Genomic DNA, 23,090 nt, shown 5'->3' with positions numbered 1-23,090 from the left:
GATTTTGATTGATTACTCCTTCTTACCAAGGAACTGAAAATCAAGTTGCTTTTTAACCAGGTCGGCGTTCTTTACTTTTACATAAACCTCGTCGCCCAGCTGTAATAAATTATGGGTTACCTCCCCTACTAAAGCATATTGCTTTTCATCAAAAGTGTAATAATCATCTTTAATTTCACGAATGCGGCACATACCTTCACATTTGTTAGAAACTATCTCCACATAAATACCCCATTCGGTAACGCCTGATATCACACCTAAGAATTCCTCGTCCTTATGATCCAGCATGTACTTAACCTGCATGTATTTAATACTGTCACGCTCTGCATTGGCAGCCAGGTTTTCCATGTTAGACGAATGGTTGCATTTTTCCTCATAAGCTTCTTCATCAACCGATTTGCCTCCATCCAGATAGTGTTGCAGCAATCTGTGTGCCATAACATCAGGATAACGTCTTATGGGAGATGTAAAATGCGAATAATAATCAAATGCAAGTCCGTAATGCCCTATGTTTTCGGTAGAATACTTAGCCTTACTCATAGTTCTTATTGCTAACGTATCTACAAGATTCTGTTCTTTTCTTCCCTGTACTTCAGCCAATAAATTATTAAGCGATTTAGATATAGCATCTTTTGATTTGAAATTGATACTGTAACCAAACTTAGAGATTACCGTTTGCAGGTTAATAAGCTTATCCTGATCGGGTTCATCGTGAATACGGTATACAAATGTCTTTTGAGGTTTTTGCTTCCCTATAAATTCTGCCACCTTACGGTTAGCCAAAAGCATAAACTCTTCAATAAGATGGTTGGCATCTTTAGCTACTTTAAAGTATACCCCAATTGGTTCTGCCTCTTCATTTAAATTGAACTTAACTTCAACCTTATCAAAAGAAATGGCACCGTGCTGCATACGTTTCCTACGCATAATCTTAGCCAGGTCATCAAGTTTTAATATAGCTTCCTGTATATCATTGCTTATCTGGTACTCCTCCCCTGTTAATGAAACATCTGCAGGAATGGTATTTCCTTTTGTTTCAATAACACTTTGTGCTTCCTCATAAGCAAAACGCTGATCGGAATAAATAGCAGTGCGACCAAACCACTGGTTTACCACTTCTGCTTTTTCATTAAGTTCAAATACGGCAGAGAAAGTATATTTCTCTTCGTTAGGCCTTAGCGAACAGGCAAAGTTTGACAGTACTTCCGGAAGCATAGGTACTACCCTGTCTACAAGGTAAACAGAGGTTGCCCTGCTGTAAGCTTCTTCATCCAGTATAGTACCTTCTTGTAGATAATACGATACATCCGCAATATGGATACCTACTTCATAATTACCGTTTTCAAGCTTTTGGAACGATAAGGCATCATCAAAATCTTTTGCATCTTTAGGGTCTATGGTAAAGGTAAGTACCTTACGCATATCCCTCCTGTTTACAATCTCTTCTTCTTTAATTGATGTATCTATCTTTTGTGCATAGGCCTCGACATCCACAGGGAAGTCGTAAGGAAGCCCGTACTCGGCCAAAATAGCGTGTATCTCGGTATTATGCTCACCAGGGCGTCCAAGTACCCTTAAAACCTCTCCAAAAGGGCTGTCTGCCTTTTCAGGCCAGTCTTCTATCTTTACCAGTACCACATCCCCGTCCTGAGCATTGCCCAGTTTATTTTTAGGGATAAAAATATCAGTGTACATTTTTGCATTGGCAGTACTTACAAAAGCAAAGTTCTTTTGTATATCAATAACGCCTACAAATTCGGTTCTTGCCCTTTCAATAATTTCAACCACTTCACCTTCGGGCCTTCTCCCCCTTCTTCGGTTATAGATATAAACCTTCACCTTATCGCCGTCTAAAGCTTTATTAAGGTTACCGGTAGGTATAAAAACATCATCTTCAAGTTCTGTAGATACAAAATAAGCAGTTTTCCTGCTGGTCATATCTATGGTTCCTTCAATATAATCGGCTTTAGATATAACCCTGTATTTACCTCTTTCCACTTCTTCAATCTTCTCTTTAGAGGCAAGGTATTTTAACTCTTTTATAATCTCGTTTCTGCTTTTTGTATCGTTAAGTTCAAGAGCAGCTGCTATCTGCTTGTAGTTAAATAGCTTATTGGGATCTTTAGAGAGTATTTTAAAAATCTTTCTGGAAAAGTCTTTTTCCTTCTTTACGGTTGGTTTTCCGTTTCTTTTTTTACTCATATATATTTTAATAATGCTGAAAATTACAAATTACTTACAGAATAGTTACCACAATTAATGAAATAATAACTTTTACTTACTAAATTTATAGGGATAATACTGAACCTCATTTACATATGACAAATTTTATAGTAGCAGCTGTATACAGCTACCCGCATGAAATTACCATACTGAAGCACTTATTAACAGAGGCCGGTATAAGCTTTTATTTCGAAAACGAAACCATCACGGGCCTCGCTCCTTTCTATTCGCACGCACTGGGAGGAATCAAACTCAAAGTACATCCTAACGATCTGGAAACCGTAAAAGAGATACTCAGCAACTTTGAAGATCAATCCAATTTAAAAATCGTTTGATCAAAAGTTATAAAGGTTTTCAACATTCATTAAAAACAAAAAAAGCTTTTTTTAAAATTTGAAATCTTTATGATGATGATTATTGCGTGTTAATAACGGGTATAACTTTCTTCCGATTTGTTTTTTAAGTGAGTTATACAATTTTATACAAAGGTATTAACAAAGTTAAGAAATTGTAAACAATTCAAAATAAAGGTTTTTTGTAAAAAGGGGTACAGGTTATTAACAATGGTTAATTAGTGTTTTTTAATTGTTTTGTTTGAAAACTTACCCTGTTAATTGCTGTTAATAACCCTTGTTAACCTTTTCATAACTTTCAAAGAAAAAGTAAGAAATAAATTTGGATAGGAATGTTAGGTTTTGGATTACGAAAATTTCCAATAGGTTCTCAAAAATTTTACTTTTTTCTATTCAAAGTTATGAACAATAACTGTTAAAATTTAACTAGTTAGTTTTCAGTACATTTACATATTCTGTTAACAATTCAAAATTTTAACATTTTTACAGAAAGTCAAGGTGCTGAAAATCAGGTAGGAAAGATAAATTTAATTCCCTATACTATTAAGGATGCTTAATTCTTGGTAACTTTGCAGGGTAAATTTAATATTTAATTACAGCAGAAACGTATGAAAATTTCAATTGGTAACGACCACGCAGGTCCTGACTATAAAAAAGCCATTGTAAAATACCTGGAAGACAAAGGTATAGAAGTTATTAACCACGGTACAGATACTTTTGACAGTGTAGACTATCCAGACTTTGTACACCCGGTTGCTAATGATGTTGAAAACGGTGTTGCCGATTTTGGTATTATTATATGTGGTAGCGGTAACGGTGTTGCCATGAGTGTTAACAAACACCAGAAAATTAGGGCTGCACTATGCTGGATAAAAGAAATCGCGGCGCTGGCGCGCCAACACAATGATTCTAACATTATCAGCATACCTGCCCGTTACACTTCCATACAACAGGCAATAGAAATGGTAGATACGTTTTTAAACACTGATTTTGAAGGCGGAAGACACCAAAACAGAGTAAACAAAATACCTTGTTAAAAATATAAACTGTAGTGAGCGGGCACCATCATCATCGTATACATAAACATGAGGTTGAGGGAAAAAACCTGCTTTTTTCCATACTGCTCAATACACTAATAACAATAGCCCAGGTTGTGGGAGGGATAATTTCCGGCAGCCTGGCCTTATTGTCTGATGCGCTGCATAATTTTAGCGATGTACTTTCGCTGGTAATAAGTTATGTGGCCCATAAACTCTCCCGAAAAAAAGCCACCATTTCCCAAACCTTCGGGCTTAAGCGATCAGAGCTTATTGCTGCTTTTATAAACTCCCTTACTCTTGTACTGGTAGCCATTTACCTTATTTATGAGGCAATTACCCGTTTTTTTGAACCGGTTATTATTAAGCCGGGGCTGGTTATATGGTTGTCGGTTTTAGGTATCGTAGTAAACGGACTTTCGGTACTGTTGCTTAAAAAGGATGCCGACCATAATCTGAACATGAAATCGGCTTACCTGCACTTATTAACAGACATGATGGCATCGGTAGCCGTATTGGTAGGCGGGATAATGATGAAGTATTTTGAACTGTATTGGGTAGACGGGGTTATGACACTTATTATTGCCATTTATCTGGTAGTGGTAGGGGCAGACCTGTTATTAAAGTCCACCAAAATGCTGATGCTGTTCACACCGGAATTTATAGATATTAAAGCCATAGTTAGGGAAGTACATAAAATAGAGGGTGTTAATAAGCTGCATCACATACACGTTTGGCACCTAAACGAAGAAGAACTGCACCTGGAAGCACATTTAGACTGTACGCACGATATTACACTATCGCAGTTTAATGTACTCTTACAGCATATTGAGGATGTGCTGTATGAAAAATTTGGTATTAACCACGTAAACATACAACCCGAGTTTAAAAAGGAAGATCCTAAGGATTTTATTGTTCAGGATTAGATTGAAAATAATATGCTCTTTTTAAAAAATCAGAGACATTATCGGTAGCTGGTTCTTCGTAAGTAAAATAACCAATATTACTATTACAAAATTCTTTTAATTTATTAAGATAATCACTTTCTATGGATTTATCAGGAAAGGCAGTATTGCAATATATTCCAAAAATTACCTGATTATCTTCTGTAAAAAAACACATAGCGCCTTTAAGTTTTGATTTGTCATTATTTTTCCAATATATAGTATGTTTTACATTTTTATAAGCAGTAAGATAATCGATTAAGCAGGTTGCATTATTAAATGTTATTATGGGATTATCAGAATATTGAGGTATTTCGTATTCATTAGAAAGTTCTTTACGATTAGGTATAAATTTATCAAGAAACAATTGGATAAATTTTTTAGATCTATTTTCAGATAATACATAACAATCAGCAAAGTATTCTTTATATTCAGTTTGATTTGGCATAACTAAAGAATAAATTTTTATAAACTTACAAAATTCATAAATATATATAATAATATAAAAACCCCTATTTTCCAGTACTTTGACACAAATGCCGTAAAAATGCCGTAGTAAAACCGCTATCAAATGCCTACCTTGGTCAATAATTTTGTCCCATAACTTTAAATCAAAAAATTATGGAAACCATTGGAAAAAGAATTGCCGAAATAAGAAAGCAAAAAGGGTTAACTCAGGAAGAAGTAGCCGAAATTGCTAAGATAAATTTACGCACATTACAGCGTATAGAAAAGGAAGAAACCGAACCCCGTGGCAACAGCCTTAAAGGGATATGCGAAGCCCTTGAAATTAATATAGAGGACTTGGTAGATTACGGTAAAACCGAAGACAGAACCTATTTGGTATACATGCACCTTTCGGTAATGAGTTCGGTAGTGATACCGCTGGGTAATATTATCCTTCCGCTTATATTATGGCTTAACAAAAGAGACAGGATAGTTTCGGTAGCAGGGCAGGGTAAGAACATATTAAACTTCCAGATATTCTGGACAGTGTGTTTTTACTTATTGATATTTGCTTTCGCTTTTTGTAAGATTATGCACTATCCGTTTAACCCGTTTCTGTTTGTAGGTTTATTGATTGGTGTGGGTACTTTTAACTTCCTGTATCCGGTATATGCTGCGGTAAGGGTAAGTAGAGGATCCGTTAAAAACTTCTGGCCGGCACCCATTAAATTTATAAAATAAGAACACTATGTTTGTAGTCCTTATTCTATAATAATGACAAACATCCAATTCATTTCGGGGCAGGTTACCGCCCCTGTAAAAAGCATTGAAAACACCTTACAGCTGCTAAGCGAAGACTGTACTATTCCCTTTATTGCTCGTTACCGTAAAGACAGGACGGGCAACCTTGATGAGGTGGTTATAGAGCAGATTGCAAAGCTTAGCCAGGCTTATGAGGCCATTGTAAAGCGCAAAGAAGCGATTTTAAAGAGTATTGAGGAGCAAAACGGGTTAACGCCCGATTTAAAGCAGAAAATTGATGCAAGCTTTGATATGACAGAACTGGAGGATTTTTACCTTCCGTTTAAAAAGCGCAAAAAGACCAAAGCCGATACCGCCCGCGAAAACGGACTGGAGCCACTGGCAAAAATTATCATGGCTCAAAACAGCGATGATATCGATTTTATAGCATCAAAATACCTTAACGATAAAGTGGCAAATGAAGACGAGGCGCTGCAGGGTGCCCGCGACATTATTGCCGAATGGATAAACGAGAACCTTTATGTGCGTAAAAACCTGAGAAGGATGTACGGCCGCAAGGCAGAGATAACCACTAAAAAGGTTAAGGATGCCGATGAGGAGAAAGCCAAAAAGTTTGAGCAGTATTTAGACTGGAGCGAAAACCTGGCAAAAGCCCCTTCACACAGGGTACTGGCAATGCTTAGGGCCGAAAACGAAGGCGTTATCAAGTTTAAGGTAGAGATAGACAGCGACGAAGCGCTTGATTTTATGGAGCAGGCGGTTATAAAAAATAACCGCGAAACCGCGGGCCAGCTAAAGCTGGCCATTAAGGACAGTTACAAGAGGCTGCTGGCACCTGCCATTTCTAACGAGGTATTGCAGGAGGCTAAATCAAAGGCTGATGCTACCGCTATTGGTGTTTTTGCCGGAAACTTAGGGCAGTTATTACTGGCTCCGCCACTGGGAGAAAAGAGGATATTAGCATTAGACCCGGGTTACCGTACAGGTTGTAAGGTGGTTTGCCTTGACGAAAAAGGAGACCTGCTGTACAATGAGACCATTTTCCCGCATCCGCCGCAAAATGAGACTGCCATTGCCATGAAAAAAATACGTTCTATGGTAAATGCATATAAAATAGATGCCATATCCATAGGTAACGGAACCGCATCGCGCGAAACCGAACATTTTATCAAGAAAATCGCCTTTGACAAGCCTATACAGGTATTTGTAGTAAGCGAGGCAGGAGCATCGGTATATTCGGCATCAAAAATAGCCAGGGACGAATTCCCTAATTATGATGTAACCGTAAGGGGAGCCGTATCCATAGGCCGCAGGTTAAGCGATCCGCTTGCCGAGTTGGTAAAAATCGAGCCAAAGGCTATTGGTGTGGGTCAGTACCAGCACGATGTAGACCAAGGCAAACTGAAAGAGGAACTGGATACTGTGGTAATGCGCTGTGTGAACTCAGTAGGGGTTAATATCAATACGGCCAGTAAATCACTGTTAGGATATGTTTCGGGTATAGGCGAAAAGCTGGCCGAGAACATTGTAAACTACCGTAGTGAAAACGGTCCGTTTGAAGACAGGAAACAGCTTAAAAAAGTACCAAGACTGGGTGATAAGGCCTACCAGCAGGCGGCTGCTTTCGTAAGGATACCGAATGCCAAAAACCCGCTGGACAATTCGGCGGTACACCCTGAGGCCTACAGCATAGTGGAGAAAATGGCGAAGGACATGAAGCTTAAAACAGCCGACCTTGTTTCGAATAAAGAAGCTATTGCAAAAATTTCGGTTACCAGTTATGCTACCGAAGATGTAGGGGTACTGGCACTTAAAGATATTTTAAAGGAACTTGAAAAACCGGGGCTTGACCCGAGGAAATCGGCGAAGGTATTTGAGTTCGACCCTAACGTAAGGACAATAAACGACCTGCGTACAGGGATGATATTACCGGGAATTGTAAACAACATTACCAACTTTGGATGCTTTGTGGATATAGGCATCAAAGAAAGCGGACTGGTACATATCTCACAGCTTAAGGAAGGCTTTGTGAGCGATGTGAATGAAGTGGTAAAGCTGCATCAGCATGTTGAGGTAAAGGTTCTTGAGATTGATGATGCAAGAAAAAGAATACAACTTACCATGATATTGTAAAAATCTATAAATTAGCATTTAACAAATTTTAACAACCTTATTATTATGGACGATTCAACACTATTTGCCTTTTTAGGGGCTTACTTTTTCTTTATTTTAGCTATTGTAATATTTATGATAGTTTGCAAATGGAAAATTTATCAAAAGGCGGGAAAACCGGGATGGGCCAGCATTGTGCCTATTTATGGAACACTTGTTTTTCTTGAAATTATAAGAAAACCATGGTGGTGGTTTTTCCTTCTTATAATACCAGGGGTTAACTTCATATTTGGTATTTGGGCAACAAATTTATTATCAAAAAGCTTTGGAAAAAACGAAGGCTTTACTATAGGTCTTATATTTCTATCGATTATTTTCTATCCTATAATGGCTTTTGACAAGTCTATCCAGTACATCTACAACAACACCAATGAAGTAGATCAGATAGGACAGGATAACTACTAATATGTAATGATATCAACAAAAAAACCTCTAAGCATCGCTTAGAGGTTTTTTATTATAATAAAAGGGATATTATAATTTATTTTCTTCTTTTTGAGACTGTTCGTTTCTCGAGTTTGCAGGCTGGTCTTCTCTTGCTGCATCTTTAAATTCCTTAATACCAGACCCCAGCCCTCTCATTAATTCAGGAATTTTCTTTCCGCCAAAAAGCAGTACAATTAAGACTACAACAATGGCTATCTGCCATGGGCCAACTGCTCCTAAAAAAATTGCTAACATGTTCATGATTATAATAAATAAAATGATTATTTGCGACAAAGTTAAATATAAAATAATTTACAATAACTATTTACGGCAATTATTTGGTATTGGTTTTCGTTAATTAACAAAAAAATTGATGTATAATACCAAAACATTAGCTATAATAAGAGCTGGCGTATTATTATATTTGTCAAATTAAACAAAAAGTATGTCGGGCAAAAGACGAAAAAGGCAGTTAATAAAGAAAAAGCTTTTTACAAAAAACCGCCTTGTAATTTTAAATGAAGATTCCTTTGAGGAGATATTCTCCTTAAAGCTTAACCTTATGAATGTTTTTGTGGGGATAACGGTTATAAGTATCGTGATGATTGCCCTAACAACCTATATAATCGCATTTACCCCTTTAAGAGAATACATACCGGGATATTCGTCGGCTAAGCTGAAAAAGGAAGCTACCGACAACGCTATAAAATCAGATTCGCTTCAAAAAGTGCTTAATGCCAATACGGCCTATCTAAACTCTATTAAAAAGGTACTTACGGGCGACCTGGAACATACCAAACTGGACAGGGATTCCATTATCGCGGCAGAACATAACGATGCTGTGGCAGATTTAGCCCCTAAAGAGGCAGAGCTTAAGCTAAGGGAAGAAGTTGCGCTTGAAGATAAATACAACCTGTTTGAAAAATCGCAGCCTAAGGTAAACCTGGTACTTTTTCCGCCGGCAAAAGGGCATATAACCGAAAATTACAATGCTAAGGAAAAACACTTCTCGGTAGATATAACATTGGTTAACGATACTCCGGTAAAATCGATAGCAGCAGGTACGGTATTGTTTGCCGACTGGACTCCAACAAAAGGAAATGTGATTATTGTGAGACATAACGATGGTATTATCTCTATATATAAAAGAGTAGCATCACTAAGTAAAACACAGGGTGACGTTGTTAAGTCGGGTGAGGCTATTGCCACTGCCGGCACACCACCTACAAACGGCGGGGGTGCAAACTTTGAGTTTGAATTATGGAAAGACGGATATCCTATTAACCCAACACAATTTATTGATTTTGAATAACAGCCTATGTCTATAAAATCGTTTGCAGCTAAATTATTTGCCAAAAAGGTATACAATGATACCCAAAAATGGGCAAAGCACCCTGTGGAAACACAACAGCAGGTTTTAAAAATGCTGATTGAAAAGGCCGCAGGAACGCAGTTTGGCAAAGACCATCATTTTGAGGGTATAAAAAAGCATTCAGATTTTGTAAAGCATGTACCTGTAAGGGATTATGAAGATTTAAAACCTTATATAGAAAAGGTTGTAAAAGGAGAGGAAGACATAGTATGGCCAGGCAAGCCGTTATATTTTGCCAAAACATCAGGAACCACTTCGGGGGCAAAATATATTCCCCTTACCAAAGCATCGATGCCGTATCATATTCAGGCCGCAAGGGATGCCATATTACACTACATCCATGAGACAGGGAAATCCGTTTTTGTAGACGGTAAAATGATATTCCTGCAGGGAAGCCCCGAACTTGAGGAAAAACACGGTATTAAGTTTGGACGACTTTCGGGCATTGTTGCCCATTTTGTACCGGCTTATCTGCAACGGAATCGTATGCCAAGCTGGGAAACCAATTGTATAGACGATTGGGAACAGAAAGTAGACGCGATAGTAGAGGAGACATACAACGAGAATATGACTGTAATATCGGGCATACCGTCGTGGGTACAAATGTATTTTGAAAGGCTTGAGAAAAAAGGAAACAAAAAGGTAGGCGAGATATTTAAAAACTTTAGCCTGTTTATATATGGGGGCGTTAACTATGAACCTTACCGCGCCAAATTTGAAAATCTTATCGGGCGCAAAGTAGACAGTATTGAACTGTTTCCTGCATCCGAAGGTTTCTTTGCTTATCAGGATACCCAAACCAAAAAGGGAATGCTATTGTTGCTTAATTCCGGTATCTTTTATGAGTTTATAAAAGCGGATGAGTTTTTTAACGAACATCCTAAGCGTTACACCATAGGCGAGGTTGAGCTGGGCATTAATTATGCTATGATTATTTCTACCAATGCCGGATTGTGGGCTTACAATATAGGAGATACCATACAGTTTACTTCATTAAGTCCGTACAGGATAGTGGTAAGTGGCAGGATTAAGCATTTTATATCGGCCTTTGGGGAACATGTTATTGGAAAAGAGGTGGAAAGCGCACTTAAAGAAGCAATGGAAGGGACAGATATTAGCGTAAACGAGTTTACGGTTGCCCCTCAGATAAATCCGGAAAGCGGACTGCCGTACCACGAGTGGTTTATAGAGTTTGAAAAAGAACCAACTGATATAGAGTCTTTTGGACTTGCTGTAGACAAGGCGATGAGAAAACAAAATGTGTATTATGACGATTTAATATCGGGTAATATACTGCGTACCGTAGTTATTACAAAAGTGGCTAAGAATGGTTTTCAGCAATACATGAAATCTATAGGTAAACTTGGAGGGCAAAACAAACTACCTAGGTTATCTAACGACAGAAAAATAGCCGATGCCTTAAAAGCATAAAAAACAGTCATAATTTCGTTAAATACATAAAAACTTCAGTCAAAATAAAAATCCTACATTTGCCAATAAACACAAAAGAGTATGCAGGGACTTAAAAATACATCTCGATCTAAAGCACAGGAATCATCTGCTGCCATAGAACGTTTGTATATAACCATGCGTCACCTTTTAAACCGGGGCTTTTATAAGCCAATGGGAGTTTCGGGCGATACCCTTAGGGAAGCACTTTTACTGTTAAGGCCCGAAATATACGGATCTATAGCCGAGGAAAAAGCAGAGCTTAACGGATTACTTTATGTAATAGAACGCTTACCTATAGGAATAGAGGAATGCCGTTTTATCAATTTAACTTCTGACGAAGGTTATTCCAAATCCCATTTTAAGGCAATAGTACCGCCTAAGCGAAGAAGAAATTGCTACCGCATAGATGAGGAGCAGATGAATGTGGAGATTACCCGCGGGCGTTCGGATATTTATGACATATTAACCCACCTCACCTTTATTTTTATAGAATCGCATAAAATAAAGAGCAGGGTACTTATAGATGATAACGGGGAAATTACCCATGACTGGTACAAACTGGAACAGGTAGTACTCCAAAAGACTAAAAAGCTTAATCCGGTAGAGCGAGAAAAAGCGATATCGCACGTTTCTGGTGTATTGGGAAGGACGTTCTCTGAAGTACTCGATATCTACGATGCTTTTGGTTCTGCCGAAGCGCCGGACAGGTTCCTGCAGATTGTATACTGGTTAGGGAAACTGGCTATTGATGAGGCAATGGGAGGGGCAAAAAGAACCATAACGTTTAGCCCTATATTAAGGGAAAGGCTTGGCCACCATATACACGGAGAAATATGGGCAAATAATATAAAAACCATATTAAAGCAAAACGGGCTTTTAGAAAGGCCTATACATATTATAAGTGCAAATATGCACAGTGTAAAGAATTCTTTTTTTGCCAATTATGTGCTTGGAAAGGAATTTAAGGGGAAAAGCGATTTCTTTATTTTTGAGGAACTGAGCAAAGCCGGAAACGGGGAGCTTAGGGAAAGGGTAGAGGAAGAAGCACTTAAAAACGGGATGATATTTATACCCGATGCTTCCGGCACTAATATAGATGTACAGGTTTTTGATACGGCAGCCATAGATTTTTCCAAAACGCCGTTTAAGTCTAAACAAACCACTTCGGATAAACCGGTAATAATTGTAATGGATTATGCTTTTGGTGAACAGGCTTACGAAACCATAGATGAGCTTTTAAAACCGTTTAAGGAACATAAGATAAAAACTTTTCTTGATATAGAATCGGTTTCCATAATGGGTAAGGCCGGAATCCTGGAAGGAAACAAGGGAGATATAATGATACCTTCGGCACATATAAACGAAGGGACAGGAGATAATTATCCGTTTGAAAACGAATTAAAACCTGAATTGCTGGAAGGACAGGGCATACCTGTATATTCAGGACCCATGGTAACCGTTTTAGGTACCTCATTACAAAACAGGGACTTGCTTAAATTTTTTAATGAGTCTACCTGGGGCGTCATTGGTCTTGAAATGGAAGGAGCCTATTATCAGAAAGCAATCCAGTCGGCTTCAAAAATAAGAAAGAGTATTAATCCTGAGGTAAAGGTAAGATATGCCTATTATGCTTCAGACAATCCGTTGGAAACCGGTAGTACACTGGCTTCGGGAGGGCTTGGAACATCGGGTGTAAAACCAACCTATTTAATAACAATCAAGATTTTAGAACAAATTTTTAATGTCACCTAACTATGGCAGAAAATACTAACAGTCCTTATGACAAGGAATTAGACTTTAAATATGTTTCGGGAAAAGTAAAAGGATATTTTACTAAAACCGGCGATTCTTTTTTTAATGCTGTACAGTTTGTAAAGCGTAACATTATTGTTCTTGTAATATTGTTTATTGCAGGAGCCGGCCTTGGTTATTATAAAGACTATAAAAAAGGCCCTTATTTTAAAAATCAGATTTTTGTTATTCCAAACTTTAAGAGTGTGGATTACCTGTACTCTCAGGCTGATTTTCTTAATTCAAGAGTTGGTGATTCTGCTTTTTTCAGCAATTTGGGAATTAATAGTACTAAACAGGTTAGAAAAGTTGAGGTAGAACCGGTTGTTGATATTTATGATTTTGTTAGGGAAGATGATAATCTTAAATTTCAGGTTCTTAAACTTATGGCCGATAATGGCGATATTAATAAGATAATGGAAGAAGATGTTACCAGCAAAAACTATAAGTTTCATGTTATAAACTATTATTCTTCTGAGTGGTCTAACCAACAGACTGTTGAAGGAATAATGAAATATTTAAACAGCGATCCGTTTTTAGAATCCATGCAAAAAGAATGGACTAAGAACATGGAAATAAAGATTGCTGCAAACGATACATTATTAAAACAGATAGATGGGATTTTGAACAGCTATTCTAAAAAAATGTCGGGTAATTCTGTTGTGTTCAATGAGGAAAAAGCTCTTGATGAGGTTTTAAAAGAAAAACAGAAACTGGTAGATGAACAGGCAAGAAACCGTGTTGACCTTGTTAACTATTCTAAGATAATTAAAGACGGAAGTGCCGTGCTTAATATTAATGAGCCAACACTTTTAAGAGGAAAGATGAAAATGATTTATCCTGTAGTATTTATAGGGATATTTGTGCTTTTAGCATGGTTTGTATCGTTTTATAAAAGACAGGTAAATAAAAGAAAGATTGTAATAACAGAGAATGAATAAAGCGATATTAGTAACGGGAGGAGCCGGATTTATAGGAGCTAACTTTGTAGAATATTTTTTAGAAGAAAATAAGGATATTCTGTTAGTAAACCTTGACAAACTTACTTATGCCGGAGATTTGGCTAACCTTAAGGAAGCCGAGGGCAATCCTAATTATAAATTTGTACAGGGAGATATTTGCGACAGGGAACTGGTAAATAAACTTTTTAAGGAATATGACTTTAGAGGTGTAATACATTTTGCTGCTGAATCGCATGTGGATAATTCCATTTCGGGACCGGAAGCATTTATTAAAACCAATGTAGTAGGAACATTCAATCTTTTGGATGCTGCCCGCAATTACTGGATGGATGCTCCTAACCAGTATAAAGAAGAATATAAAGATTGCCGTTTCCACCATATTTCTACCGATGAGGTATATGGTACTTTAGGGGCTGAAGGATTGTTTACGGAAGAAACACCTTATGCGCCTAATAGCCCATACAGTGCTTCAAAAGCATCCAGCGATATGGTGGTAAGAAGTTATTTTCATACTTATGGAATGAATGTGGTAACTACCAACTGTTCTAATAATTACGGACCAAAGCAGCATCAGGAAAAACTTATTCCTACTATTATAAAAAAGGCCGTTTCGGGAGAAAATATTCCTATTTACGGTAAAGGAGATAATGTAAGAGACTGGTTATATGTACTGGATCATTGTAAAGGTATAGACCTGGTTTATAAAAACGGAAGGGCTGGCGAAACCTATAATATAGGCGGAAGGAACGAAAGGAATAACTTATATATAGCAAACAAGATATGCGATTTGCTGGACACCATGCACCCGAGAAAAGAGGGCAGGTACAATGAGCTTATAACTTTTGTGAAAGACAGGCCGGGACATGATCTTCGCTATGCCATAGATGCTTCTAAGATAGAGAATGAACTGGGCTGGAAAGCCGATGAGAATTTTGAGACAGGTATTGTAAAGACCATAGATTGGTATTTGCAAAAACTAACAAAATAAACTGATATGAAAGGAATAATATTAGCCGGAGGATCGGGAACCAGACTGCATCCGCTTACTTTAGCGGTAAGCAAGCAATTGATGCCAATTTATGATAAGCCGATGATATACTATCCCTTATCAACACTGTTATGGTCTGGTATAAGAGAGATACTTATTATTTCCACACCACACGACTTACCGTTATTCAGGCAGCTTTTGGGTGATGGCTCTAAATTGGGCTGTAAATTTGATTATGCGGTTCAGGAGCATCCTAATGGTCTTGCCGAAGCTTTTATCATTGGCAAGGAATTTATAGGTAAGGATAAGGTAGCCCTTATACTAGGTGATAATATATTCTACGGTACGGGCCTTTCAGACCTGTTACAGGCAAATAATGATCCGGACGGAGGTATTATTTATGCTTATCATGTACATGACCCTGAACGTTATGGAGTGGTGGATTTTGATACAAGCGGAAACGTATTATCAATAGAAGAGAAACCGCAAAACCCGAAATCGCATTATGCTGTACCCGGAATTTATTTTTATGATAATGATGTGGTACAGATAGCGGCAAACATACAGCCAAGTGCCCGAGGAGAGCTTGAAATTACCGATGTGAATAAAGAATATCTTAAAAGAGGCAAGCTAAAAGTAAGTATACTGGATAGGGGTACTGCGTGGCTTGATACCGGGACATTTAATTCGCTGATGCAGGCAGGACAGTTTGTACAGGTAATAGAAGAGCGCCAGGGATTAAAAATAGGGGCAATTGAAGAAGCTGCCTATAAAATGGGCTTTATAGATAAAGAACAGTTAACAAAACTTGCCGAACCCCTTTTAAAGAGCGGGTACGGCAAACACTTATTAAGCATATTGGATTAAATGACGGCAATACCAACAAAACTGGAAGGATGTTTTATAATAGAACCTAAAGTTTTTAACGACGAGAGGGGCTATTTTATGGAGAGTTATAATGAGGAGCGTTTTGAACAGGAAACCGGACAAAAAGTTCATTTTGTACAGGACAATCAGTCATATTCCTCAAAAGGGGTTTTAAGAGGACTGCATTACCAGACAGGAGAGCATGCACAGGCAAAGCTTGTAAGGGTGCTTGAAGGCGAAGTACTGGATGTTGCTGTAGATGTAAGGCCGCGATCTTCTACTTACGGAGAACACGTGGCAGTGTTACTTACTGCAGAAAATAAACATCAGTTGTTCGTGCCAAGAGGATTTGCTCATGGCTTTATTGTTTTAAGCGATACAGCTTCTTTTTTCTATAAATGTGATAATTTTTATAATAAGGAATCGGAAGGAGGAATACTTTTTAATGATCCTGAACTGAATATAGACTGGAAACTGCCACAGGAAAGCCTTATTATTTCTGAAAAGGATAAAGTATTACCTGTTTTTAAAAATGCCAGAGCAATATGGTAGTATTAGTTACAGGAGCATCGGGACAGTTAGGGCAGTGTATTAAACATGTTGCACACAGGTATGATAACCTTACGTTTTATTATGCCGATAGTAAAGAGGCAAATGTTACGGATAAGGCTTCGCTGGAATCAGTTTTTGCTAAAATAAAGCCTGATTTTTGTATAAATGCAGCGGCCTATACTGCAGTTGATAAGGCAGAAAGCGATAAGGAAAATGCATTTGCCATTAATGTTACAGGCTCCAAAAATCTTGCGGAAGTTTGTGCTGCAAATAAAGTTACGCTTGTACATATCTCTACCGATTTTGTATTTGACGGAGAAAAGACAACACCGTATACGGAAATTGATGCTACCAATCCGCAGGGAGTGTATGGCCTTACAAAAAGACAGGGAGAGGAAGAGATAGAAAGAATACTTCCCGAACATTTTATAATAAGAACTTCCTGGCTGTATTCACAGTTTGCCAATAACTTTATGAAGACAATGCTCAGGCTGGCTTCAGAAAGGGATTCGTTAGGGGTAATAGATGACCAAAGAGGTACGCCAACCAATGCTGTTGATCTTGCAGATGCAGTTTTAAAGATTATTATAAGCGGTAAAAAAGCCTACGGTATTTACCATTACAGTAATGAAGGGGAAACAAGCTGGTATGGTTTTGCAAAGCAGATTTTTAAAATAAATAAAGTAGTTATCGATTTAAAACCAATACCTACTACAGCATATCCAACTCCGGCTAAAAGGCCTAAATACAGTGTTTTGGATAAGAAAAAAATAAAATCTACATTTGGTATCGACATAAGGGAATGGAAAGAAGCAATTCCCGTATATAACTAATATGTATTCTAGCATATGGACACCAACCCCGTTATATCTATAGTTAGTCCCGTTTACAGGGCAGAGAATATAGTAGAAGAGCTGGTTACTGAAATAAGAAAGGCCATGAAGGTCGTAGGTGTGCCTTATGAAATAATACTTGTAGATGACAGAAGTCCTGATAATTCATGGGAAGTAATGAAAAAATTCTCTCATGACCCTGATGTAAAGTGTATAAGACTTAGCAGGAATTTCGGTCAGCACCCGGCTATAATGGCAGGCCTGGCTAACACACAGGGAGAATGGATTGTGGTTATGGACTGCGATTTGCAGGATCAGCCTAAAGAAATAGTTCGGTTATATAATAAAGCCATGGAAGGATATGAAACCGTATTGGCAAAACGCTATATAAGGAAAGACACGTTTCTTAAAAAGCTGTCATCAAAACTTTTTTCTAAAGTATATAGTTACCTTACGGATATGAATTATGATAATGAGGTTGCTAACTTTGGTATCTACAATAAAAAAGTTATTGATTCAGTACTCAAGGTTCAGGATTATATTAAGTTTTTTCCACTTTTTGTACAGTTTTCCGGTTTTAATTCTGTTTCAATACCCGTAGAGCATGCCAATCGTTTTGAAGGAAAAACAACATATAGTTTTTCTAAACTTTTAAGTCTGGCTTTTAATACCATTATTTCTTTTTCAAACAAACCGCTCAAGCTTTTTGTAAAATTTGGGCTTTCCATATCACTACTTTCTTTTTTAGTGGGCGCCTATTATCTTTATGAGGCCTTTTCCGGAAGAATAGAGGTTCTTGGATTTACCTCCATCATTGTTTCAATTTGGTTTTTGTCAGGTGTAATTATAACTACTATTGGAGTTTGTGGTATTTATTTGGGTAAAGTTTTTGACCAGGTAAAAAGCAGGCCGGTTTATATAATTGATGAGATAGTATGATAAATAAGCTCGCCTGGGATTCAGATTTTTTTGGTAAAAGAATAGGGGAGTGGCAAACAGATACCCCTCCTGATGCTAATGAAGGATTTGAGGTTGTATATGCAAAGAGTAGCAAACCAATATTAAAGCCATTAGAAGGCTTTGAAAAAAGCCATGATGAGACAAGGGTTGTTTTCACAAAAAAGTTACAGAATGCCCGGAAGGTTAGAAATACAATATTGCCTTTTGCGGGTTCAGGTTTCAGTAAAGAAGATTTATATCCTGTAGCTTTTGAAAGTGGTAAATACAGCCGTTTTAAACTGGATGTAAAATTTGGAGAGGAAAGCTTTAAAAAACTTTATACTGCGTGGGTTGATAATTCTGTAACGGGTAAGTTTGCCAATAATATCCTTATCGATACAGAAGGAGGAGAATTAAGAGGAATGGTAACCTATAAAGTACTGGAACATAAGGCAGTAATAGGTCTTATAGGTATTTTGCCTGGATATCAGGGTAAAGGCATAGGCCGTGGTTTACTTGAGTATGTGGAAAAAGAACTAATAGAAACTAATATAAACGAATTAACTATTCCTACCCAGCTTGCTAATAATGGTGCTTGTGAATTTTATGAAAAGAATGGGTACGTAATTACAGAAACCAGCTATATTTCACATTTTTGGAAAGATGATACCATTTAATAAACCATATTTAACAGGGAAAGAGACAGATTATATATATGACGCTGTCAATACGGGAAAAATATCGGGTAATGGTAAGTATACCCAAATGTGCCACTCTTTTTTTGAAAAGCGCTATGGATTTAAAAAGTGCCTGTTAACCACATCTTGTACAGATGCTTTGGAAATGGCAGCTATACTTATAAATATTAAGGAAGGCGATGAGGTTATAATGCCATCATATACTTTTGTAAGCACTGCAAATGCATTTGTACTTCGCGGTGCAAAAATTGTTTTTACAGATTCATGTGAAGACAATCCCAATATCGACGCAGATAAGATTGAAGATCTTATAACACCGAGAACAAAAGCTATAGTACCAGTTCATTATGCGGGGATGGCCTGTAATATGGATAAAATAATGGATATTGCAAAAAAGTACAGCCTCTTCGTTATTGAAGATGCCGCACAGGCGATAGATAGCTATTATACAGGCACAGACGGCGTTAAGAAAGCCTTAGGTACAATTGGACATATGGCAGCGTTTTCTTTTCATGAAACTAAAAATATTATTTCAGGAGAAGGCGGTATGTTGGCTATAAATGATTTACAGTTTGCAGACCGCGCGGAAATAATATGGGAAAAAGGAACAAACCGTTCGGCTTTTTTTAGGGGAGAGGTAGATAAGTATGGTTGGGTTGATGTGGGTAGTTCTTTCCTGCCTTCAGAAATTATAGCGGCTTTTTTATGGGCTCAGTTGGAAAATCTTGAAACCATACAGGAAAAAAGGAAACAGTTGTGGGAACATTACTATGGAGGGCTTAGAGAATGGGCAGGACAAAACGCCATACAACTTCCTAATATACCATTTTATGCTACCAATAATGCTCATATGTTCTATATTGTATGCAATAGTCTCAAGCAGCGTACAGATATTATAAATAAACTTAAGGCAAAGGATATATTATCTGTTTTTCATTATATAAGCCTTCATGAAAGCCCTTTTTATAAAGACAGCCACGATGGAAGGGATTTGATACAAACCAAGAAATATTCTGACAGACTGTTGCGCCTTCCGCTTTTTTTTGAACTTGATTCTTCTCATGTTATAAGGCACATTACTGAATAGCTATGAAAAAAACAGTAACTTTTATAAAACAAAATTATATACTGCTGGGCATATTGCTTCTGGCATCATTCTTACGCATTTTTCATGCTGACTTTCAAAGTATATGGTTAGATGAGATACATACAATGATTGAGTCGGACCCTTCTCTGTCTCTTAAAGAATTTCATGAGGTTATTCTTGCAAGGGAAGGTATGGGGCATTTGTATTTCTTTATAGTAAGAATTTTTCACATCCTGTTTGGATATTCTGCCCTAACTGCAAGAATTTTTTCTGTCCTAACCGGGATTGCCACAATATATGCTATATATCTTTTAGGGAAGTCATTATATAATAAAAATACCGGGCTTATTGCGGCACTATTATTAACTATTAACCTATACCATATCAGTTATTCGCAGGAAGCCAGACCATATGCTTTGTTGGTACTTTTTTGTGTACTTTCATTTTACAGGCTTCTTCTTTTTCTAAGGGAACCATCCTCTAAAAATGCTATTTGGTACGGTATCTTTACAGGACTTATGGTTAATGCCCATTTTGTCTCTCTTATTACTGTGGTAGGGCAGGCGTTACTTATACTTTTTATGTTAGTTCTTATTCCTAAAAAGGAAAAGGGATCTTTTTTTAAATTCTCAGTATTATCTGGAATTGTAACTCTTATAGTAATATTACCCACATATGAAATTTTCCTTAAAATGACCCAATACCATTCAGGCTGGCTTACACTGCCAGGGCCTAATGGCTTTTCTGAAATTGTAAGAGGATTTACAGGCAATACAGAGTTGCTTTGGTTTCCGTTTCTTTTATTGGCCATTTTTTATTTTGTGACCCTATTTACACAAAAGCAGAAAATAGCTACAGCAGAAAACCTTTTATCTGATAAAATTATTTTTTCCTCTCTGTTTCTGTTCTGTTGGATATTTTTCTCCATTCCCATTACTATTATCAAATCTTATCTTGATGAACCGATGATTCTTTCAAGATATTATATACATTTATTACCTGCATTAATAGTATTATTTGCCCTTGCTGTGAGCTTTATTCGCAACAGTATAGGTAAAGGGATTATAATACTGATTATAACAATACTTTCTTTAACAGATATCTTTATAGTGAAGGACTATTATAACAAGGTCTATAAATCGCAATACAGGGAACTTACTATAGAAATACAAAACAATAACCAACAGGGAGATAAAGTGGTATCTTCCTGGGGGTGGCTTATGAGTTATTTTTTTAAATCAACTGGTGAACCGGTTTTGGAAATGAAGCTTGGCGATTATATTGAGGCCATGAAAAACGGAAAAATAGAAATTGAATCTTTCTGGTTTCTTGATGGCAATTTCAATATGTATAACCTTACTACGGAACAAGAGGCATTTTTGAATGAAAATTTCACACTAAGTAAAAATATACAAATGTATGATGCGTGGGCAAGGCATTATAAGTCAAAAAAAAGCCCGGAATTTCCTCTACGATTGTCTTCCGACAGGTTTATCCCAAAAAATATTGATGATAAGGGGAACCTTTATATTTTTGAAAACGGTAGCCTTACATCAGGAAAAGTTAAACTGCAGAAAGGACAGTATAATCTTGTTATAAAAGCAAACAGCCTGCCTAAAGAACCTATAAACGGAGAGCACGCACACCTACAGGTAAAAATGGGAGATGAAAAAATAGGGGATTACTATTTGGGTGGTGATGAAAACACCAATGAAAAAAAACTGCCTTTTGAAATAAAGGCAGACACCAAAACTAAAGCTCAGTTTATTTTTGATAATGATACTTTTGCAGACGGAAAAGACAGAAATCTTATAATATATTCGGTTCAGATAGAAAAAAAGGAGTAAAATGAGAGTACTTAAAGTGCTTAGAGAAAAATCTATAACCAATCTTTTGGTTTATGGTATTGGTCAGGGTTTTAACCTTGTAACACCATTGTTAGTAGCTCCTTATCTTATATATACTTGTGGAGAAGATGGTTTTGGTAAGATAAGTACTTCACTTGCTATTTGTTTTTTATTAATTGTTATTATTGATTACGGTAGTGATATAATAGGGGTTAAAGAGGTTGCCATAAACAGGGAAAATAAAGAAAATCTTGAAAAAATAGTAAGTACTGTTTATATAACAAAAGTAGTATTGTTATTGGTAGTACTTTTTTTAACTATTACAATATACCTGTTGGTTCCTTATTTTAGAGAAGAAAAAGAATTGTATCTCTTAGCTTTACCTATACTTATCGGTCAGTTTATAAACCCTACATGGGTATTCCAGGGACTAGAATATTTTAAACAGATTACATTTCTAAATATTGTTTCTAAACTTATTTATGTAGCCGGAGTGTTTTACGTTATTAAAAAGCCGGCCGATTACATTTATGCTAATTTATGGTGGGGCTTAGGAATGATAATAGCTAACACATGTGCTTTTTTATGGTTAGGAAAATATTTTTATATCAGTCCTTACAAAACATCGTTTAATGATGTAAAAAACCATTTAAAAGATCATTTCAGGTTCTTTGCTTCACAAGCCGTATTATCTCAGCAAATGTATGCACCTGTTATTCTTATAAAAATCTTTATGGGAGATGCTGCGGCAGGTATTTATGCTGTAGTAGAGAGAATAATATTTGTATTCAGGACGTATATACTACTATTTTTCAGCTATGTTTTTCCAAAAGTATGTTACCTTTTAGAAACACAAACAAAGCAGGGATTACGTTTCTGGAAACAGTTTAATATAAGCAACTTTGTGTTTATAACTTTGCTTATGGCTGTGTTGTTTGTTTTTTCTGATTATGTTGTGGCTTATTTTAAACCACAGTCATTAACAGAAATTTCTGCCCTTTTAAAATGGGGTGCTTTAGTACCGGTAGCATTTGCCATATCAATACCATTAAAGCAACTGGTATTAGGTTGGAATTTTAATAAGCAATACACAAATGTAACCATGCTTATGGCTATGTTTACTCTTGCAGCAATTGTAATTACACTGCCCTTTTTAAAGTTACAGGGTGTTTTAATGGTTTTTGTTTTTACAGAACTTATAACAGCAATTTTGTTTTTAAAAATCATCAAAAAAAAGTTGCTTCAGTCAGATTAGAAAAACTATTGTATTTTTGATCAGTATGTACTTTAATTATTAATAAAAGATATTAGCCGGTTAACCATAGATGGGTTTTAGGA

At 36.8% G+C, this 23,090-nt stretch carries 22 protein-coding genes; 19 read left to right on the top strand and 3 right to left on the bottom strand.

Translation table 11 applies throughout. The annotated features are described in order from the left end of the window. Positions 1-12: 12 nt before the first annotated feature. On the bottom strand, positions 13-2,202 hold the full coding sequence (gene rnr / locus NU09_RS07155; protein ID WP_129750590.1) for a ribonuclease R: 2,190 nt from the start codon (positions 2,200-2,202) through the stop codon (positions 13-15). Positions 2,203-2,318: 116 nt separating this feature from the next. Here rnr and NU09_RS07150 point away from each other — a divergent pair, with 116 nt between their 5' ends. From NU09_RS07150 to NU09_RS07140, 3 genes are all read left to right on the top strand, one after another. Next, positions 2,319-2,558 carry a DUF2007 domain-containing protein gene (locus NU09_RS07150; protein WP_129750589.1) on the top strand — a complete coding sequence of 80 codons (240 nt, stop codon included), beginning with the start codon at positions 2,319-2,321 and terminating at the stop codon, positions 2,556-2,558. A 626-nt stretch (positions 2,559-3,184) separates the two neighbouring features. Then, positions 3,185-3,613 carry a ribose 5-phosphate isomerase B gene (gene rpiB, locus NU09_RS07145; RefSeq protein WP_129750588.1) on the top strand — a complete coding sequence of 143 codons (429 nt, stop codon included), beginning with the start codon at positions 3,185-3,187 and terminating at the stop codon, positions 3,611-3,613. A gap of 14 nt (positions 3,614-3,627) precedes the next feature. Continuing rightward, positions 3,628-4,539 (top strand): cation diffusion facilitator family transporter, encoded by a 912-nt coding sequence (locus NU09_RS07140; protein WP_129750587.1) that lies wholly within the window; start codon positions 3,628-3,630, stop codon positions 4,537-4,539. Here NU09_RS07140 and NU09_RS07135 read toward each other — a convergent pair. Beyond that, the gene (locus NU09_RS07135) at positions 4,523-5,005 is read right to left on the bottom strand and encodes a hypothetical protein (protein WP_129750586.1); all 483 of its coding nucleotides are present in this window, start codon (positions 5,003-5,005) and stop codon (positions 4,523-4,525) included. The genes NU09_RS07140 and NU09_RS07135 overlap by 17 nt on opposite strands. Before the next feature lie 173 nt (positions 5,006-5,178). Between NU09_RS07135 and NU09_RS07130 the strand changes: the two genes are divergently transcribed. Genes NU09_RS07130 through NU09_RS07120 form a run of 3 tightly spaced genes read left to right on the top strand, consistent with a single transcriptional unit; the run spans position 5,179 to position 8,343 of the window. After that, complete coding sequence (locus NU09_RS07130) at positions 5,179-5,745, top strand: helix-turn-helix domain-containing protein (protein WP_129750585.1); 567 nt, start codon at positions 5,179-5,181, stop codon at positions 5,743-5,745. A 33-nt stretch (positions 5,746-5,778) separates the two neighbouring features. Next, complete coding sequence (locus tag NU09_RS07125; RefSeq protein WP_129750584.1) at positions 5,779-7,899, top strand: Tex family protein; 2,121 nt, start codon at positions 5,779-5,781, stop codon at positions 7,897-7,899. Between the two features lie 45 nt (positions 7,900-7,944). After that, entirely contained in the window at positions 7,945-8,343 is a 399-nt protein-coding gene (locus NU09_RS07120; protein ID WP_129750583.1) for a DUF5684 domain-containing protein, read from the top strand. 69 nt (positions 8,344-8,412) lie between these two features. Here the strand turns inward: NU09_RS07120 and tatA are convergent, their stop codons facing one another. Beyond that, positions 8,413-8,619: a twin-arginine translocase TatA/TatE family subunit gene (gene tatA, locus NU09_RS07115; protein WP_205729442.1), complete on the bottom strand. Its 207-nt coding sequence runs from the start codon at positions 8,617-8,619 to the stop codon at positions 8,413-8,415. A 190-nt stretch (positions 8,620-8,809) separates the two neighbouring features. On the opposite strand from tatA, the gene NU09_RS07110 reads away from it, so the two are divergent. The 13 genes from NU09_RS07110 to NU09_RS07050 all read left to right on the top strand — a co-directional run bounded on the left by NU09_RS07110 (position 8,810) and on the right by NU09_RS07050 (position 23,007). Then, entirely contained in the window at positions 8,810-9,676 is an 867-nt protein-coding gene (locus NU09_RS07110; protein ID WP_129750581.1) for a murein hydrolase activator EnvC family protein, read from the top strand. A gap of 6 nt (positions 9,677-9,682) precedes the next feature. Then, complete coding sequence (locus NU09_RS07105; RefSeq protein WP_129750580.1) at positions 9,683-11,167, top strand: GH3 auxin-responsive promoter family protein; 1,485 nt, start codon at positions 9,683-9,685, stop codon at positions 11,165-11,167. Positions 11,168-11,248: 81 nt separating this feature from the next. Further along, positions 11,249-12,940 (top strand): DUF6909 family protein, encoded by a 1,692-nt coding sequence (locus NU09_RS07100; protein ID WP_129750579.1) that lies wholly within the window; start codon positions 11,249-11,251, stop codon positions 12,938-12,940. A 2-nt stretch (positions 12,941-12,942) separates the two neighbouring features. Next, positions 12,943-13,920, top strand: a complete 978-nt coding sequence (locus NU09_RS07095) for a hypothetical protein (protein ID WP_129750578.1) — start codon at positions 12,943-12,945, stop codon at positions 13,918-13,920. Next, the gene (gene rfbB, locus NU09_RS07090; RefSeq protein WP_129750577.1) at positions 13,913-14,929 is read left to right on the top strand and encodes a dTDP-glucose 4,6-dehydratase; all 1,017 of its coding nucleotides are present in this window, start codon (positions 13,913-13,915) and stop codon (positions 14,927-14,929) included. Before NU09_RS07095 ends, rfbB begins: the two co-directional genes overlap by 8 nt. A gap of 6 nt (positions 14,930-14,935) precedes the next feature. Next, entirely contained in the window at positions 14,936-15,796 is an 861-nt protein-coding gene (rfbA, locus tag NU09_RS07085; RefSeq protein WP_129750576.1) for a glucose-1-phosphate thymidylyltransferase RfbA, read from the top strand. Then, positions 15,797-16,348 carry a dTDP-4-dehydrorhamnose 3,5-epimerase gene (gene rfbC / locus NU09_RS07080; protein ID WP_129750575.1) on the top strand — a complete coding sequence of 184 codons (552 nt, stop codon included), beginning with the start codon at positions 15,797-15,799 and terminating at the stop codon, positions 16,346-16,348. Then, positions 16,342-17,181, top strand: coding sequence for a dTDP-4-dehydrorhamnose reductase (gene rfbD / locus NU09_RS07075; RefSeq protein ID WP_129750574.1), 840 nt, complete (start codon positions 16,342-16,344; stop codon positions 17,179-17,181). The genes rfbC and rfbD overlap by 7 nt, the downstream gene beginning before the upstream one ends. Before the next feature lie 15 nt (positions 17,182-17,196). Then, positions 17,197-18,120: a glycosyltransferase family 2 protein gene (locus NU09_RS07070; protein ID WP_129750573.1), complete on the top strand. Its 924-nt coding sequence runs from the start codon at positions 17,197-17,199 to the stop codon at positions 18,118-18,120. Next, entirely contained in the window at positions 18,117-18,797 is a 681-nt protein-coding gene (locus NU09_RS07065; RefSeq protein WP_129750572.1) for a GNAT family N-acetyltransferase, read from the top strand. Before NU09_RS07070 ends, NU09_RS07065 begins: the two co-directional genes overlap by 4 nt. Further along, complete coding sequence (rffA, locus tag NU09_RS07060; RefSeq protein ID WP_129750571.1) at positions 18,784-19,905, top strand: dTDP-4-amino-4,6-dideoxygalactose transaminase; 1,122 nt, start codon at positions 18,784-18,786, stop codon at positions 19,903-19,905. Before NU09_RS07065 ends, rffA begins: the two co-directional genes overlap by 14 nt. A gap of 2 nt (positions 19,906-19,907) precedes the next feature. Next, positions 19,908-21,752: a glycosyltransferase family 39 protein gene (locus NU09_RS07055; RefSeq protein ID WP_129750570.1), complete on the top strand. Its 1,845-nt coding sequence runs from the start codon at positions 19,908-19,910 to the stop codon at positions 21,750-21,752. Between the two features lies 1 nt (position 21,753). After that, entirely contained in the window at positions 21,754-23,007 is a 1,254-nt protein-coding gene (locus tag NU09_RS07050; protein ID WP_129750569.1) for an oligosaccharide flippase family protein, read from the top strand. The last annotated feature ends 83 nt before the right edge of the window (positions 23,008-23,090 follow it).

Source organism: Flavobacterium beibuense (genome assembly GCF_004151245.1).
Classification (GTDB): Bacteria; Bacteroidota; Bacteroidia; order Flavobacteriales; family Flavobacteriaceae; genus Flavobacterium; species Flavobacterium beibuense_A.
This window is presented reverse-complemented; position numbering and strand designations above follow the sequence as displayed.

Excerpts from the sequence above, each read along its gene's own strand:
- rnr (WP_129750590.1), bottom strand. The coding sequence starts at position 2,202 with ATGAGTAAAAAAAGAAACGGAAAACCAACCGTAAAGAAGGAAAAAGAC.
- NU09_RS07150 (WP_129750589.1), top strand. The coding sequence starts at position 2,319 with ATGACAAATTTTATAGTAGCAGCTGTATACAGCTACCCGCATGAAATT.
- rpiB (WP_129750588.1), top strand. The coding sequence starts at position 3,185 with ATGAAAATTTCAATTGGTAACGACCACGCAGGTCCTGACTATAAAAAA.
- NU09_RS07135 (WP_129750586.1), bottom strand. The coding sequence starts at position 5,005 with ATGCCAAATCAAACTGAATATAAAGAATACTTTGCTGATTGTTATGTA.
- NU09_RS07130 (WP_129750585.1), top strand. The coding sequence starts at position 5,179 with ATGGAAACCATTGGAAAAAGAATTGCCGAAATAAGAAAGCAAAAAGGG.
- NU09_RS07125 (WP_129750584.1), top strand. The coding sequence starts at position 5,779 with ATGACAAACATCCAATTCATTTCGGGGCAGGTTACCGCCCCTGTAAAA.
- NU09_RS07120 (WP_129750583.1), top strand. The coding sequence starts at position 7,945 with ATGGACGATTCAACACTATTTGCCTTTTTAGGGGCTTACTTTTTCTTT.
- tatA (WP_205729442.1), bottom strand. The coding sequence starts at position 8,619 with ATGTTAGCAATTTTTTTAGGAGCAGTTGGCCCATGGCAGATAGCCATT.
- NU09_RS07110 (WP_129750581.1), top strand. The coding sequence starts at position 8,810 with ATGTCGGGCAAAAGACGAAAAAGGCAGTTAATAAAGAAAAAGCTTTTT.
- NU09_RS07105 (WP_129750580.1), top strand. The coding sequence starts at position 9,683 with ATGTCTATAAAATCGTTTGCAGCTAAATTATTTGCCAAAAAGGTATAC.
- NU09_RS07100 (WP_129750579.1), top strand. The coding sequence starts at position 11,249 with ATGCAGGGACTTAAAAATACATCTCGATCTAAAGCACAGGAATCATCT.
- NU09_RS07095 (WP_129750578.1), top strand. The coding sequence starts at position 12,943 with ATGGCAGAAAATACTAACAGTCCTTATGACAAGGAATTAGACTTTAAA.
- rfbB (WP_129750577.1), top strand. The coding sequence starts at position 13,913 with ATGAATAAAGCGATATTAGTAACGGGAGGAGCCGGATTTATAGGAGCT.
- rfbA (WP_129750576.1), top strand. The coding sequence starts at position 14,936 with ATGAAAGGAATAATATTAGCCGGAGGATCGGGAACCAGACTGCATCCG.
- rfbC (WP_129750575.1), top strand. The coding sequence starts at position 15,797 with ATGACGGCAATACCAACAAAACTGGAAGGATGTTTTATAATAGAACCT.
- rfbD (WP_129750574.1), top strand. The coding sequence starts at position 16,342 with ATGGTAGTATTAGTTACAGGAGCATCGGGACAGTTAGGGCAGTGTATT.
- NU09_RS07070 (WP_129750573.1), top strand. The coding sequence starts at position 17,197 with ATGGACACCAACCCCGTTATATCTATAGTTAGTCCCGTTTACAGGGCA.
- NU09_RS07065 (WP_129750572.1), top strand. The coding sequence starts at position 18,117 with ATGATAAATAAGCTCGCCTGGGATTCAGATTTTTTTGGTAAAAGAATA.
- rffA (WP_129750571.1), top strand. The coding sequence starts at position 18,784 with ATGATACCATTTAATAAACCATATTTAACAGGGAAAGAGACAGATTAT.
- NU09_RS07055 (WP_129750570.1), top strand. The coding sequence starts at position 19,908 with ATGAAAAAAACAGTAACTTTTATAAAACAAAATTATATACTGCTGGGC.
- NU09_RS07050 (WP_129750569.1), top strand. The coding sequence starts at position 21,754 with ATGAGAGTACTTAAAGTGCTTAGAGAAAAATCTATAACCAATCTTTTG.